This window comes from Phaeobacter sp. JH20_34, assembly GCF_048056095.1.
Taxonomy (GTDB): Bacteria; Pseudomonadota; Alphaproteobacteria; order Rhodobacterales; family Rhodobacteraceae; genus Phaeobacter; species Phaeobacter bryozoorum.
The window spans coordinates 24,877-40,887 of sequence record NZ_JAYMWT010000010.1 but is presented as its reverse complement, the minus strand read 5'-3'; the positions used below and the strand labels follow the sequence as shown (position 1 = coordinate 40,887).

Genomic DNA, 16,011 nt, shown 5'->3' with positions numbered 1-16,011 from the left:
AAATCGCTGTCCTGAACCAGGGCTAGACCCCCCCGGGTGGCGGCCGCCACCCGGGAGGATCATTCCTTATGGCTCAGAGCGTATGACCCCAGATGTTGTCATAGCTGTCGTCAAAGCCGTCATCGCTGGCCACGACCCGGATCGGCTCGTAGCTGCCGGCGTCGCCGGTGCCGACCGCATTGATGCCAACACCGCCAGAGGGCAGGGCGTCCTGTCCCAGGGAGGTGTAGCCATTGGCATTGGTCAGACCCTTGATGACCACGGTGGCGCCACCAACAGAAATGGTGGTGTCGGTGCCATCATCCGAAACACTGGCCACGCCATTCAGGGCGCCAAAGGCCGCCTCTGACGAGGTGCCTGCACCAGCGTCGATATTGGTGACGCGGAAGGCCAGCACATCGTGGTCCTCATCAATGTCAAAGTCATTGATGCAGTCGATGCCATCGCCGGAGCTGAAGGAAGCCCCGTCCCAGGTCAGGTCGATGATGAAGACATCCTTGCCGTTGCCACCGGTCAGATCGTCATCTCCCGCGCCACCTTTCAGGTAGTCGTTGAAGTTGCCGTCGCCGCCGTAGAGGGTGTCATTGCCTTCACCGCCATCCAGGAAGTCATGGCCACGGCCACCGTCCAGATCGTCATTGCCAACTTCGCCATAGAGGCAGTCGTTGCCATTGTCGCCGTTCAGGTCATCGCCACCGTTGCCGCCCAGAAGGACGTCATCGCCGTCGCCGCCATTCAGTTCGTCGGCACGGTTGTCGCCCATCAGCAGATCGTCGCCATCATCGCCGTTGACGGTGTCTTCGCCGTCGCCGCCGCTCATGACGTCATTGCCGGTGCCGCCATGCATCAGGTCATTGCCATGACCGCCATACATGGTGTCATTGCCGGCATCACCATAGAGCGTATCGGCGTGATTGTTGCCGTAGATCAGGTCATCGCCATCGCCACCTTTGACGGTGTCGTTGCCGGCGTTGCCGAACAGCACGTCATCACCGACATTGCCGTGGACGCAGTCGTCGCCTTCGTTGCCATAGAGGGTGTCATTGCCCTGGTTGCCATAAAGACGATCCCGGCCGATACCCCCATATCCGAGGTCGAAACCACGGCCGCCGATGATGACGTCATTGCCCTCTTCGCCGAACATGGTGTCATGGCCGGAGCCACCGCGGATGCGGTCATTGCCGGCTTCGCCACCGTCCTGCGGTGTGTAGCAGTCCGGGCAGTCGACGGGACGCAGATCGGTTTCATCGCTGGTATGCGCTGAGGCCTCGACCGATGTTTTGGGGTCGTCGTCGCAGCAATCCCAATCGATGTCGCCATAGCCCTTGACCCGGGCATGGTCACCAAAGATCAAATCGCCCTGGGCACCGCCTTCGAGCACGTCATTGTTGCTGCCGCCGCGGAGAGTGTCCTTGCCGGCATCGCCATTGACGTCGTCACGGCCTTCGCCACCATCCATCAGGTCACGGCCGCGGCCGCCCTGCATCAGATCGTCGCCGGTTTCGCCGAACATGGTGTCCATGCCACCCTGACCATCCATGGTGTCATGGCCATCGCCACCCAGCATGCAGTCATTGCCGTCTTCATTGGGGCCTTTGCCAACCGGACCGCTGTCAGAGCCAAAGTCGAGATCGTCGCCCTGGGACTGACGTTCGTCGCCGAACATCTCGTCATCGCCGGAGCCGCCGATCACCAGGTCGTCGCCCAGACCACCGGCCATACGGTCGTCGCCGCCCTGACCGTTCATCCGGTCATTGCCGCCGCGGCCATACATGGTGTCGTCGCCGTCATAGATGGATTCGCCAGCGCGGCCGCCGCGGTCACCCCACATGCAGTCGTCGCCGCCTTCGCCGTCCATGCAGTCGTCGCCCAGATCCCCATAGAGGTAATCGCCGGCGTCGCCGGAGCCATCGCCCTTGCCGCCTTCATCCCCAAAGATCTGGTCGTCGCCATTGCCGCCAAAGACCGTATCCTGATCCTTGCCGCCCAGCAGCGAGTCATTGCCGTTTTCGCCATCGATGTAATCGCAGCCATCGCCGCCATCGATCCAGTCGTTGCCGTCGCGGGTCACGTTGGTGCCATTGCCCCCGTAAAGGGTATCATTGCCACCATCACCATTGATGGCGTCATTGCCGCCGCGGCCTTCGATATAGTCCTGGCCGGACTGACCATCGAGCCGGTTGTTGCGCTCGTTGCCATAGACCGCATCATTGCCGCCGCCAGCTGCGGCGTTGTCGCCGGCATCATGGTCGTTCAGATTGATGACATTGCCATCGCGACCGCCACGTTCCGTGGTGCCATCATTGTAATTGGGACTGAATTTATTGTCCTCGTCAAAGATGATCTCGCAGTCTGGATTGCACTCTTCCCATGGTGAGCCTTCGTCTGGTCTACCCATCTTAAACATCCTCCTAATTAATATACCGGGAGTGTGATGCGCCCCCCGACGCGACCCCCTTTAGAAATCTGGCCAGGGGAAATTGGGTGTGGGACCTGACCAGTACCAAAAGACCGCTTGGGTCTCTGATGGTGATTGCATCGCAAATCGGGTGGGGTGGATGCCCCCAAATGGGGACAAATTTTCCTCAAATTGTCGATTTCCGGGGGTGCGGCATCAGATGCCCGGCGGGCTCTTCTGCGAGATATGTGGGACAGGCACCAAAGCCGTCCGACGCATCTTTTCCGGGCCGGGGATTTGGGACAGCAGTCCGGCCCGGAGGGATGTCGCACCCCCGAAAGAGAAAGACTCTTTATCCTTTGTTAGAGTCTATTATTTGCAGATATCGCCAGGCCGTCTCCCTGCTTATTGGCCCGGATCTTCTCTGGTTGTTTCAACAAAACGGACAAGGCTGGCCCAATGGATCTGCGCCTCGCTCCAGGCCGTGCCGGCAGCGGCGGAAATCCGGCTGTGATAGAGCGTGCCCGCCGCCAGCCCGAGCGCCAGGATCAGCGCAAGATATCCGCCCTGGCCAAGCCCGCGTGCCAGCCGCTGCCGCAGGCTGCGGCGGTGGGCGGAGCTGTCGGCCAGCACCCTGGCAAAACTGTTGCGCAGCACCGGCTCCAGCTCGATCCGCAGCGCCCCTTCCATCCGGTTCACCGCCTCCTCCAGCGTGTCGATGCGCGCGCTCAGCGCCTTGCGATCCGCCTCGGCCTTCCGGGTGTAGATCTCACCCAGCCCGTCGTTGAGGGTGGCGAACATCGCCGTGATCCGCTTGTGCAGCTCGATGAGATCGCCGCGCCCGGCCAGAGGCTGGGGGCCGCCGCGCAGATGGGCGGCCAGCTGGTCCAGATCCGCCGGGGCGAGCCTGTGGGCGGCGGCCTCCGATGTGGCTTCTGCATGGGCCGGCTCCCCGTCGGGGCGCGGCTTGTCGGTGTTCTGCGTGGTCTGATCCGTGGTGCTCTCCATCTCGATATCTGATGCCGGCTCGGCTGCGGTTTCTGATCCGGCTGCCGACTTGGCCTTGCCGGTGTTTCTGGTCGCATCCGTGGTCGATCCTGTGGCGGGGTCTGCCGCGCGGCGGTCCTGGGCGGCCAGGGCTGCGGCGCCGATCGAGGCCGCGGTTGGCGCGACCGGTGCGGGTGGCCCCTGGGTGAGGCTTTCATGGGTTACCTTGTTCATGACGCTCTCCCCAGAGAGGCCTGCCAGGTCAGCCGCTGCGCCATTTCCGTGCGCCCGGCCACCTCAAGCTTGGACATCACCCGCTTGGCATAGGTGTTGAAGGTCTGTTCCTTGATGCCCGCAATATGCGCAGCCTCGCGGTTGGACAGCCCCAGCTGGATCAGCGCCGCAACCCGGGCCTCGCAGGGCGACAACCCCATTTTCTGCGCCAGCATCTCGATCCGCTGCTGATCGGGCTGGCGCGGCAGGATCGCCACCACCAGCGCCCGCCGGGTGTCGGCACAGAGATAGCAGGTCAGCGAGACCGGCAGCCGCATTCCCGAGCTGGCATCCTGCAGAAACAGGATCAGCTCCTGGCTGGCCCCGCCGCCGGGCACATGGGATCCGGCGGCTGCTTGGGTCGGGGTGCGCGCGCATTCCTGCACGGCTGCGTAAAACGCCCGGGTTTCCCGGCTGTTGGCACAGCGCAGCACGCCGTCGCTGTTGCACAGCAGATTGCCTGCCGCCAGCATGTCGCAGCCGGCCCCATTGCAATCCAGCAGTCGGCCCGAGCTGTCCAGCACCAGAACCGCGCTGTCGCTTTTGGTGGAAATTGTCCAGAGCATCGCTTCGGAGGTTTCGGAGGCCTCCAGGGCCAGCTCCGGCGCCGGTGTGCCGGCGAGCATCTCGCGCAGCGCATCCTCGCGGGTGAGCGGCCAGATGGCAGGCAGGATATCGGCGCAATGGCTGTCATGCTGGCTGCCTTCCAGATGCAGCGCGACCCGGTCTTCGCTGCCATCGGCAAAACGGCAGGCAAACACCACCCAGCGGCCAGACCTGTGGCCAGAGCCATCCGCACGCAGGGCAGCGGGATCCAGCCAGTCGGGCCAGGCGTTGGGATGGCTCTGCGGATCATGCAGCTGGGTGCAATGGATCAGCGGCCCGCTGCGCAGCAGGGAGCGAAGATCCTCCCTGGGCGGTTTCGGCCGCGACCCGGCTGCGGATCGTGATGCGGATCCGGCACCGCTGGCCCCGTCGCTGCTGGCCCCGTCGCCGCTGGTCACAAGACATGTGGTCACCAGCAGACGGGCAGGCCCGGTGCAGTCGATCTCGGCAATGGCGGTGGTGGTGATGGATGAAACTTGTCTTTGAAACGATCGCGCAAAAGCGATCTCGCCCGTGTGGATCACGGCGCCCCCGAACACATTCATATTGCCCCCCGGCATATCAAAACGAATATGTCCCAGCCTAGCATATCACCGGTGCCGTCAAATTGTGCAGAGGGCGTACCCCTTCGGATGTGACGATTCGCTGTTGGTTTGGGCTGTCCTTGCGATCAACCAACGGGCGAACCCACAGAGGGTTGAGTTTTAATCAATATCTGGTGTGGTGACGCAGGGTAAGCCACAAGTCACGGCGAAGAGCCAATTCGGTATCTTCCATAATATTATTATTTTTCAAATGATTATATATTGGCAAAGATCCGCCGCCTGAGTGAAGGGCTCAAGGAGAACTACCTCGGAGGGGGTAAGGATCCGGGCGGGGGCGCAACAAAGGAAGGGTGATTCCATCTCCTGCGGTAGGATTCGCGAAGATTGAACACCATTAGGTTGTAGAAACCGGCCCGAGGCGGATCATAATTAAGGAATTCGCACATCTTTGGATTTGCCCGCCCTGAGGATATTCTTGTTGATAAAACAAAAGCCTATATCGAAAACAATACTTTAGGCTTTGGTTCTGGTGGCGCCAACATTTCGCCAATGGGTAAGTTTTTTGACAAAAACGGATGGATTCGGGCTATTTTGGAGTGCCGCATAGCGGTGCAGCGCTGATACGGGCTGCAATTTGGAGGCAGGGGGGCGTGATATTTGGCCCCGGCATTTTAGGGGGCTGGCCTGGAGGAGGCCCGCCTGAACAGCAGGCCCTGTGAAACTTCCCCGTGATAGGGGGGGCTGCAGCGGGGAGCTGAGAGATGGCCTGCGGGCAGGCGGCTGAGGCGTTCCCTTGGTCGGCCGGGTCGCAATGCGGCGCTCATCTGATCGAAAGGACAAAAACACAAGACATAAGACAACACCGGGGTGCCATCTGTGACGGGGGTCGCAACAGCACCGCGAGGGCCAGGGCGGGGTGTTCCAAACCCGCAGAAAAGCCCGGTGACCTCCCTGTTCCGGAGATCATTCATTGAGACCATCTGATCGTGTTTGGATCAGTTTTTTAAGAGTATGGGGGTATATCATGCCTGTTCATATTGTGGGCGAAAGTCGCTTGTTACGCGACATGTTCCTCGCCATTTGCCAGAGCAACGACTACCAGATCGGCACCTGCTGCGATGAGCTTTCGACGCTCTCCGGGCTGGGGGTGGATGATCTGGTTTTATATTACAGCCATGAAACCGGACCGGAGCTGGTGGAGGAATTGCGCCAGTTCAAAGAGGGCAATGACGCCTCTCTGCTGATCCTGATCATGGGGCGCGAATGTTCCACCAGCATGCAGAATGCGCTCAGCGCCTATGCCGAGGCGGTGATCCCGCAACGCAAATCGGCCGAGGCGCTGATTGCGGCGCTGCGGGTGGTGCAAAGCGGCTATCGGATCGTGCCATCGGATATTTCCGCGGCGCTGCGGGCGGCGGATGTGACCACATCCAGCGGCGACCAGGCGGCGGAAACCCTCGGCGCCTCTGCGGATTTTGCGGCGGTGACCCTGGACGGTCGGGTCAATGGGAGCCTGTCTGAGGCAGGCTCTAACAAGGGGAAACCCAACGGTGTTCCGGCCGATCCCCTGCCAGTGGACCTGCGCCGGATGCCGGCCTCGGCTGCGGCGCGCGGGCTGTCGGGACGCGAATGGCTGATCCTGACCAAGCTGATCGACGGCGCCACCAATAAATCCATCGCCAATGAGCTGGGCATCTGCGAGGCCACGGTGAAGGTGCATCTGCGCACCTGTTTTCGCAAGGTCGGTGCCAAGAACCGCACCCAGGCCGCGATCTGGGCGTCGGAGCAATTCCTGTCCTGATCCCACCATCTGGTGGGCCGGGCAGGTCGGGGCTGCGTCGGCCATGGATCCATGCTGGGGGGCTGGATCCCGGGTCGACGCAGATCATCCCCGGATACTCTGCTGCGGACCGAACTGTTACAGACTGGGCGGTTGCCGGCCCGGGTGTCAGATCTTCAGCTGTTTGCCCGCAGGCAGCAGCGCGTTGATCTGGCGGGCGTGCTCGGGCATGCAGCGGGTCAGGAAATCGTAGGTTTCCACCACATGGGCGCGGGCATTGGGGCCGAGATGGGCATAGGCGCCGGGATTGGCCAGCACATCCACCACCTGATCGGCCAGCGCGCCGGGATCAAAGAAATCCACCAGCATGCCGGTCTCATTATGGGTCACCGCCTCGCGCACCGGTTCCACATCGGCGGCGACGACAGTGGCCTGCATCGACATCGATTCCAGCAACGACCAGCTGAGCACAAAGGGCATGGTCAGATAGATGTGGCAGCGGCTGATGCGGATGATCTTGCACAGATCGCTGTAAGGCACCCGGCCGAGGAAATGCACCCGGCTCCAGTCGACGCTGTCGCCCAGCTCATCCTCCATCTCGCCGCGCAGCCCTGCGGGATGGGTGCTTTCGCGCCCATAGGAGGTCTCATTGCCGCCGATCATCAGGATCCGCGCATTGGGGCGTTCCGACAGGATCTTGGGCAGGGCGCGCATCATCACGTGAAAACCACGGGCGCGTTCCATATTGCGGGCGATATAGGTGATCACCTCATCGTCGCGGCTGAGCGGCCGGGGTAGGCGGCCGAGGCCGATGCTGGCCTGTGGGTCCGGCTGCAGCCGGTCGGTGCGGATGCCGTCATGGCTGACGTAGATCTTGTCGTGAAAGCTCTTGGGGAAGCGGTCGCGCTGCCAGTAGGTCGGGCTGTGGCCCAGATCGACCACCTCGATATTGGCAAAGGGCACGGTGTTGCGGGCATGGGCAAAGAACCCTGCGTGTTCGCCGGGGGGATTTTCCGGGTCAAAGCCAACCAGCCCGCCAGTGGTGCGGTAGAAATATTCAAAGAAGCCGATGATCGGCACATCCGGCCAGACCTCTTTCATGAAGGTCAGCTCCCCCCAGCCAGTGTGGCCGATGATGATATCGGGCTTGAAGCCTTCCCTGGCCTCCAGCTGGCGCGCGGCGAGGGCGGCGCCAATGCCATTGCCGGCTGCCGCCTCCCAGTCCTTGGACAGCCCGTAGGCATCGGCGGCAGGCTGGTGATGGCTGCTGTAGGTTGCGGTGGTGACCCCGGGCAGCTTCACATCATTCCGCTGGGTCAAAAACACGATCTCATGCTCGCCCTGATCGGCCAGCCACTGGATCATCTCCCGGTACTGGCCGGGCATGTTCTGGTGCACAAAGAGAAATTTCATCCCCTATCCATGCCGCGAGAGGGCGGCAGGCGCAACCCTTTCGGCGGGGCGCGGGCGGGGAGATCTGGCCGGGCGTCCAGTACGTCCAGGCGCGCGGGTGCGCGGGGCGCCCCCATGGGCAGGGTTTCACCACCAGGGGCCTCTGCCGGGTTTTCCGGGCTTGTCCCCAGAGGTCATGGCGCTAACATGCGCGCAACGCAGCAATCCCGGGGGCTGCGGCCGCCGGAGACGCCAAAGCGCGGTTGCCGATCCCCTATTTTCAATAGGCCATACCATCCGTTTGTGGAGGCTATGGCGAGTAACATCTGGTGATATATGAGAATCCTTTTCCACGCTCCCGTGCTTTCGGTCCACCGTCCGGATCCGGCACTCTCCAGTATCCTGGGGGTGCCGCCGACGGTGACGGACACATTGTTCGGTCTGAAACCGGCGCATCGGCTGACCGGGAATCGCGGCAATATCATCCATGCCGAAGCCCCGGCGCGCAGCCTGCGCAAGGACCCGGATGGGTCGGCGGTGGGCAATATCGCCAATCTGCAGAAGAACCTCGGTGAGGGCTATGCCGAGACCATCGCCGAGCATTTCGACATGATCGTGGTGTCACTGGCCAATTTCATCCGCCCCAATCACGATGGTATCCGGCTGTTTACCGCGCTGGAGGCGCTGGATGGGCGGGTGCCTTTTGTGGTGCTGGGGGCCGGGATGCAGGGCAGCCATGCGTTTGAGGACCTGCTGCCGGGCAACCGCGATCTTCTGGCGCTGCTCAATGAACGGGCCAATCTGTTTGGGGTGCGCGGCACCCAGACGGCAGAGTGGCTGGCCAACAACGGGCTGGAGAACACCACCGTGCTGGGCTGCCCCAGTCTCTATGTCTATCCGCAGTCGATCATGGCCATCGACGGGGCCGCGGCCCAGGCCAAGGGGCGTCAGGCCAATGTGATGACCGCAGGCCATTTCTCCATGCGCGACGGCGCCATCGTTGAACGCGGCACCGAACTGGCCAAGGCGTTCGACAAGATCGACGCCTCTTATGTGTTCCAGGATGAGATCTTTGCCTATGGTAAATTCATCACGGACCGGTTTGGCTATAATGAGGGCAATAATATTGCCCAGCCCGAGATGCTCAATCGCTGGCTGAGCCGCAAATGCGGCCATAAGGTCGATTTCAACCGCTATTATTACTTCTCCGAGGCTGGCGCCTGGCGGCAGGCGGCGATGCTGCATGATGTCTATATCGGCGACCGGTTCCACGGTGGCGTGGCGGCCCTGCAGGCGGGTCAGCCGGCGATTTTCCTCAAGCATGACAACCGGGTGGCCGAGCTGACCGAACATTTCGGCCTGCCGGCGCTGAACACGCAGAAATTCATGCGCAAGGGGCTGAAGGCGACGCTGGATGAATATCTGTCGCCCGAGATGCTGGACACGATGAAGGCGACCTATCGCCAGCGGCATGCCGAATATGTGGCGGCGCTGGCCGAACACGGGCTGGAGGTCGACACCATCGTGCCCGACGAGCCGCAGCCGGTGCCTGCGGTGGACCGGCAAGGCCATCTGGGCGCCATCCGCAGCCAGAAGGCCCCCGAAGAAGCGCTGCCAGAGGGGCTGTGGCCCACCACCACGCTGACCCCGTCTTATGCCATGCGGCGGCTGCATCCGGAGGGCGCGCGGGAGCTGGTTGTCACCTTTGAAGGGGCAGGCCAGGCGCTGGACCGCAAGGATCCCTTGCGTCCGGGCTTTGGCGAGCGTTTCCTGATCAAATCCGGCTATGCGGTGCTGTCGGTCTTGCCGCATCAGCAGAACTGGTACCGTCCGCTGGATCTGGAACAGTATTTCCGGGCACCGGACACCCGCGCCTGGATGGCTGGGTTTGACAAGGTGCATGTGCTGGGCTCCGGTATGGGGGCCTTTGGCGCCATGGCCTTTGCCGACCTGATCGGCGCGAAAAACGTGGTGGCGCTGCAGCCGATCACCACCCTGGCCGAGGATCTGATCCCCGGAGAGACCCGTTTCCCGGCGGCGCGCAAGCTGGACTGGAGCAGTGGCTACCGCGATGGCTGCAGCGGCTGTGACCGGGCGGCCCGGATCTATGCCATCCACGGCGATCATCCGCTGGATCTGGCTCATGTGGAGCGGCTGCGCGCGGCGGCCGGATCGCGGCTGATCAACGCCGAGCTGTCCCATGACAGCAAGCGCCCGGTGACCCCTTTGCTGCGCGCCAAGCGCCGTCTGCCCCGGACCGTGCTGACCTGCCTGCGCGGCGGCGACGCGGCGGCGCTGGAGCAGGTGCTGGGGGAGCTGGTTGCCCAGAAAACCCCGGCGGAATGATCCGCTGCTGCTGGTGTCATGTCGAACCCAGATACAAAGGCCGCCTGACAGGCGGCCTTTGTCACATCTGCCCGCTGAATATATCGCCGCGACGCGGTGAATGTGCAGTAATTTAACATAAGATTGATTAAGGAGCTTTTTTACACCCGGAGCACATTCCGAACTGGGGTGCGACAAATTCCCTATCTTGCCGGATCAGACGGAGATGTGATCGTGGCCGGGTGGTGTTTTATTGTTCGTCTGCCGTTTGATCTGGTAGCCTTTGGTCCTGCGGTCGGCATCATCGGAAGCCGGGCCGGAAGGGCCGCAGACAGGTGGATGTTAAGAGTGACGTGATACCCAGACCACCTGGGCGCGGCACAGGATCGAAAGTATGGCGCGGGTTGGCCCAGGCCCGATGCCAGGTAGGGGGCATCATGACCGGTACTTCACAGGCAGCTAAGCCTGGCTCGACATCTGCGATGGGCGAGACGGATCTTCAGGCAGCGTCTGTGGTGGACGGGGCGCGGGATATCCCCCTGACGCCGATGCAGCAGGGGCTGCTTTATGAAAGCGCGGCTGCCGGCCGACCTTGGGTCAATCTGGAACAGATCGTGGTGCATCTGGACGCCGAGGCGCCCGCGCCCGAGGCGCTGCAGGCGGCCTGGCAGCAGGTCTGCGCCCGCCATCCGGTGCTGCGCAGCGCGGTGCTGTGGCAGGGCCGCCCGCAGCCGGTGCTGCAGGTGGCGCCGGTGGCCGTGGCCGCGGCGCAGGTCACGGTGGAGACCGAGGACTGGCAGGGGCTGGGGGCGGAGGATCAGACCGCCCGGCTGGAACGGTTCCTGGCCGAGGATCGCAACCGGGGCTGCGCGCTGGAGCAGGCGGTGTCCTGGCGGGTGCTGCTGGCGCGGCTGGGGCCGGAGCGGTCGGTGATGGTCTGGACCATCCACCACGTGCTGGTCGATGGCCGCAGCATGGCGGTGGTGCTGGAGGATGTCTTTGCGGCGCTGAGCGCGGGCGATCTGCCTGCCGAGACCGCGCCGGTGACCGGTTTTGACGCCTTCAGCCCGGCCGTGGCGGAGGTCTCGGGGCGGGCGGAAAGCCGGGCGTTTTTCCAGGATCACCTCAAGGGGTTCGAAACCCCCAATCAGATTGCCCGGCTGGCGGATCTGCCGGCCGACACACCGCAGGACAGCCCCGGGCGCAAGCGGATCCTGCAGCGACATCTGCCGGCCGAGCTGCGCCGCGCCCTCATGCAGCGCGCAGGCGCGGTCACGGCGACAGAGGGCGGCGGCGCGGCCACCCTGGCCAATATGGTCCATGCCGCCTGGGGGCTTCTGGTGGCGCGCTGGAGCGGGCGGGAAACGGCGCTCTTCGGGGTCACCCGATCGGGGCGCTATCTTCTGGAGGGCTGCGGGCGCACGGTGGGCTGCCTGATCAATACGGTGCCGCTGTATCTGCATCTGTCGGGGGGCGAGACGGTTGACGGGCTGCTGGCGCGCCTGCGCCGCGATGCGGTGGCGCTGCGCGATCATGAACATGCCGCGCTGGCGGATATGCGCGACTGGTGCGGGCTGCCGGGCAGCGTGCCGCTGTTTGACAGCATGGTGATGTTCGAACGCGACAGTCTGAACGAGCGGATGCGCAGTCTCGGCGGCGCCGATCCGCAGACCCCCTGGCGGCACCGCCGGGTGGAACTTCGCGAAGAGGGCGCGATGCCGCTGACCCTGGCGGTCTATGGCGATGAACAGCCGCTGCTGATGCTGGAATATGATCCCGAGGTGCTGCCGGGCACACAGGTGGAGCGGATGCTGGATCACCTGTGCCAGCTGTTGCAGAGCCTCGCCACAGCGCCCGCGGGCATGGCCCTGCGCGATCTGGGGATGCTGCCGGAGGCGGAGGTCACGCAGCTGGTGCGACAGGGCCGCCCGGATCCGGCGCTGGCGCAGAGGCTGGCGCAGGATATGGCAGCGGCCCCGCCCTGTATGGCAACCCGGCTGGAGGCCACGGCGGCGCGGGCGCCTGAGGCCCCGGCCCTGCAGATGGCCCCGGACGGGGCGCTGCTGAGCCATGGAGATCTGCAGGCCCGCGCCGATCAACTGGCGGGGGTTCTGCAGGCGCAGGGGGCGGAGGCCGGCGATATCATTGCCATCTGCCTGCCGCGCAGCCCGGAGTTCATCATTGCGATGCTGGCGGTGCTGAAGGTTGGCGCCGCCTTCCTGCCGGTGGACCCCACCTACCCGGCGGCGGTGATGGCCCATATGCTGGAGGACAGCGGCACCCGGCTGGGCATCGGCGGGCCGGATCATGGCACCGTTTCAGGCTCTGACATGGGTGAATCCGCCGATCAGGCTCCTCAACATGAGACGGCGCTGACCTCAAACGGGCTGGTCTGGATCCCGCCCGGGGCCGGGCAGGCGCAGCCCCGATCCGCAGCGCCGATCCGCCCCGCGCCGGATCCGGCGCGGCTGGCCTATGTGATCTATACCTCCGGGTCCACCGGCAAACCCAAGGGGGTGCGGGTGCCGATGCGGGCGCTTCTGGCCCATGCCAGCGCCATCACCGCCGCCTTTGACCTCCAGGCCAGCGACCGGATGCTGCAATTTGCCAGCCTGTCCTTTGATGTCGCCATCGAGGAGGTGCTGCCCAGCCTCCTGGCCGGCGCCTGCGTGGTGCTGCGCGCGCCCGATATGATCGGCGCGCCGGGGCTGTTTCTGGACCGGGTGGCGGCGCTGGAGCTGACGGTGCTGAACCTGCCGACCGCCTTCTGGCATGTGCTGTGCGATGTGATGGCCGACAGTGGCCGCAGCCTGCCGCCCTCGGTGCGGCTGGTGATCGTCGGCGGGGAGCAGGTCAGCCCGCAGGCGCTGGCGCGCTGGCAGCAGCTGGCGCCGGGGGTGCGCTGGCTCAATGGCTACGGGCCGACGGAAACCACCATCACCTGCACGCTGCATGATCCGGGCGGCCCGGTTGATGCGGAGGAGGATGTGCCCATCGGCCGCCCCACCGCCCATGCCCGCGCCTATGTGCTGGCCGCTGATGGCAGCCTGGCCCCCGCAGGGGTGGCCGGGGATCTGTGGATTGGCGGCCTGGCGGTGAGCGATGGTTATATCGGCCGCCCCGAGGACACCGCGCAGGCGTTCCGGCCCGACCCCTTTGCAGCAGAGCGCGCGGCGGCGCGGATCTATCGCACCGGGGATCGCGCTGCCTGGCGGGGGGATGGCACGCTGGCCTTTCTCGGGCGGCAGGACCGGCAGGTCAAGCTGCGCGGCTTTCGCATTGATCTGCGCCATGTCGAACAGGTGCTGGAGCGCGCCTGTCCCGGGGTGCAGGCGCTGGCGGCGGTCCGGGGCAAGGATGGGCCTGCGGCGCAGCTCTGCTGCTGGGTCCGGGGCGTGGCGCAGACGGGCGATGGCCAATGGGATCTCGGCCCGTTGCAGCAGGTGGTGCAGCGCGATCTGCCCGCCCATATGCGTCCGGCGCTGGTGGCGCTGGCAGAGTTTCCACGCACCGCAGGGGGCAAGATCGACATGGCCGCCCTGCCCGCCCCGGAGCAGGCCGCAGGGGCGCTCGGTCTGCGTCTGCGGCGGGACGCTGGAGCGGCGGTTGACACCTCTGCCCCGCCCTCGCCGCTGGCCCGGCAGCTGACGGAGATGATGGCCGATATCCTGGGCCAGCCCGATCTGGCGGCGGATGACAGTTTTTATGACCGCGGCGGCCATTCGCTGCTGGCGATGCGGCTGATTGGCCGGATCGAGGCGGATCTGGGCCAGCGGCTGAGCCTGGCGGCGCTGCATCTGACCCCCAGCCCCCGCGCCCTGGCGGCGGCGCTGGAGTCGGAGCAGAACGGGGAACAGACCGGCGCGAGGGAAACACCGGAAGGCCGCAGCCTGCCCGATCATCTGGTGATCATCCAGGATGGCGCGGCGCGGCCGCCGCTGTTTGGCGTGCATGTGCTGGGCCGCAACGAGGAATTCTATCGCCCGCTGGCCCGTGCCCTTGGCCCCGACCAGCCGGTCTACGGGCTGAGCATCGGCCTGCTGGATGATGACACCCCCACCGGGGTGCGGACCACCGCCAAGATGTATCTGGACGAGATCCAGACCCATTACCCCAGCGGGGTTGTGCATCTGGCGGCGGTGTCTCTGGGCAGTTATTTCGCCTTTGAACTGGCGCGTCAGCTGCTGGCGGCGGGACGCGAGCTGGGGCTGGTGGCGCTGTTTGATGCCGAAGGGCCGGCCGGGCGCAGCCGGGTACAGGGCCGGGCCAGGCTGGGCGCCCATCTGCAGCTGCTCCGGCGCATGGGGCCTGCCTATCTGCGCCATATCGTCGGTAATCGGATTGATCTGCTGCGCAATGCCGTTGAGCGGCGGCGGCTGGAGCAAACCGGCGGTGGTGGAGAACTGACGATCGACGCGCTGATCGCGGCAAACCAGCAGTCGGTGGAACATTACGCGCCGGAGCCGCTGGCCACGCCGCTGACCGTGTTCCGGGCCGGCGACGATCTTTTTGACAGCTCCGAAGGGCTGGCCCAGGGGCTGGGCTGGGCGCCGGTGGCCGAGGCCGGGTTTGAGCTGATCGAGGTGCCGGGATCACATCTGTCGATCCTGCAGCCACCCAATGTGCAGCAGCTGGCCCGCCACATGGCGCGCCTAATGGCGCATTCGGCGGATGGGAAAACCGGCTGATCCCGCTCAGATCCGGGTGCATTCCGGCCCGGATCGGAACAAACCCGAGAAAATCGACCCAACAAGGGAACAAGTTCCCGCTTTGCGGCGTCTGTCCCGTAGGCTGGTTCTCTGCCTGCCGTCTGGCTGCGAACAGGCGGGCTTATTTGTCATTTCCGGGCCTGCGACATCTTGGTCCCCGGCCGCAGGGGGATTAGGTCGGGGCCGAACTCAAAAGGATTCCCTTGTCATGATGAAACCATTTGTCCGGCTTGCCCGCACTGCGGCCATCGCCGTGAGCCTGATGTCCGCCTCCTCAGCCCTTGCCTCCGACACGCTGCGGGTGGGCATGTCGGGCGGCTATTTCCCCTTTACCTTCGTGCGGCAGGATGTGCTGCAGGGGTTTGAAGTGGATGTGATGAATGCGGTGGCCGAGGAAACCGGCCTTGAGGTGGAATTTGTCACCATGTCCTTCTCCGGGCTGATCGGCGCGCTGGATGCCGGGCGTATCGACACCATCGCCAACCAGATCACCATCACGCCCGAGCGCAGCGCCAAATTCGCCTTTACCCAAGCCTATGTCATTGATGGCGCCCAGGTGGTGGTGAAACGCGGTAATGAGGACAGTATCGCAGGCCCTGCTGATCTGGCGGGCAAGACCGTGGCGGTGAACCTCGGCTCCAACTTCGAGGCGCTGCTGCGCAACCTGCCGGAGGCCGACAAGATCGAGATCAAGACCTATGAGGCCAATATCGCCCAGGATACAGCACTGGGGCGGGTCGATGCCTTTGTGATGGACCGGGTGTCCTCGGCCCAGCTGATCCAGGAAAGCCCGCTGCCGCTGGCGCTGGCCGGCGCGCCCTTCTCCGAGATCCGCAATGCCCTGCCGTTCCGTCAGGACGAGGCGGGGCTGGCGCTGCGCGACCGTGTGGATGCGGCGCTGACCCGGCTGCGCGACAGCGGCAGGCTGGCCGAGATCTCGCAGACATGGTTCGGCACCGATATCACGGTTGCCACCGCAGCGGTCGAGAAGTGAGC

The 16,011-nt window shown here is 64.5% G+C and carries 8 protein-coding genes; 4 read left to right on the top strand and 4 right to left on the bottom strand.

Features of this window, described 5'->3' with window-relative positions; all coding sequences use genetic code 11:
- Nucleotides 1-73: 73 nt before the first annotated feature.
- From VWZ81_RS09310 to VWZ81_RS09300, 3 genes are all read right to left on the bottom strand, one after another.
- Complete coding sequence (locus VWZ81_RS09310; protein WP_416542570.1) at nucleotides 74-2,398, bottom strand: calcium-binding protein; 2,325 nt, start codon at nucleotides 2,396-2,398, stop codon at nucleotides 74-76.
- Nucleotides 2,399-2,803: 405 nt separating this feature from the next.
- Complete coding sequence (locus VWZ81_RS09305; protein WP_416542569.1) at nucleotides 2,804-3,619, bottom strand: hypothetical protein; 816 nt, start codon at nucleotides 3,617-3,619, stop codon at nucleotides 2,804-2,806.
- Nucleotides 3,616-4,809: a helix-turn-helix transcriptional regulator gene (locus tag VWZ81_RS09300; protein WP_416542568.1), complete on the bottom strand. Its 1,194-nt coding sequence runs from the start codon at nucleotides 4,807-4,809 to the stop codon at nucleotides 3,616-3,618. Before VWZ81_RS09300 ends, VWZ81_RS09305 begins: the two co-directional genes overlap by 4 nt.
- Nucleotides 4,810-5,833: 1,024 nt before the next feature.
- On the opposite strand from VWZ81_RS09300, the gene VWZ81_RS09295 reads away from it, so the two are divergent.
- Nucleotides 5,834-6,610, top strand: coding sequence for a helix-turn-helix transcriptional regulator (locus VWZ81_RS09295; protein ID WP_340547831.1), 777 nt, complete (start codon nucleotides 5,834-5,836; stop codon nucleotides 6,608-6,610).
- Nucleotides 6,611-6,757: 147 nt separating this feature from the next.
- On the opposite strand, the gene VWZ81_RS09290 is transcribed toward VWZ81_RS09295, so the two are convergent.
- Nucleotides 6,758-8,002, bottom strand: coding sequence for a glycosyltransferase family 4 protein (locus tag VWZ81_RS09290; protein ID WP_340547830.1), 1,245 nt, complete (start codon nucleotides 8,000-8,002; stop codon nucleotides 6,758-6,760).
- Between the two features lie 315 nt (nucleotides 8,003-8,317).
- On the opposite strand from VWZ81_RS09290, the gene VWZ81_RS09285 reads away from it, so the two are divergent.
- From VWZ81_RS09285 to VWZ81_RS09275, 3 genes are all read left to right on the top strand, one after another.
- Nucleotides 8,318-10,327 (top strand): polysaccharide pyruvyl transferase family protein, encoded by a 2,010-nt coding sequence (locus VWZ81_RS09285; protein ID WP_416542567.1) that lies wholly within the window; start codon nucleotides 8,318-8,320, stop codon nucleotides 10,325-10,327.
- Between the two features lie 416 nt (nucleotides 10,328-10,743).
- Complete coding sequence (locus VWZ81_RS09280) at nucleotides 10,744-14,994, top strand: non-ribosomal peptide synthetase (RefSeq protein ID WP_416542566.1); 4,251 nt, start codon at nucleotides 10,744-10,746, stop codon at nucleotides 14,992-14,994.
- 283 nt (nucleotides 14,995-15,277) lie between these two features.
- A complete protein-coding gene (locus tag VWZ81_RS09275; protein WP_374015690.1) occupies nucleotides 15,278-16,009 on the top strand; it encodes an amino acid ABC transporter substrate-binding protein in 732 nt (243 codons plus the stop codon).
- The last annotated feature ends 2 nt before the right edge of the window (nucleotides 16,010-16,011 follow it).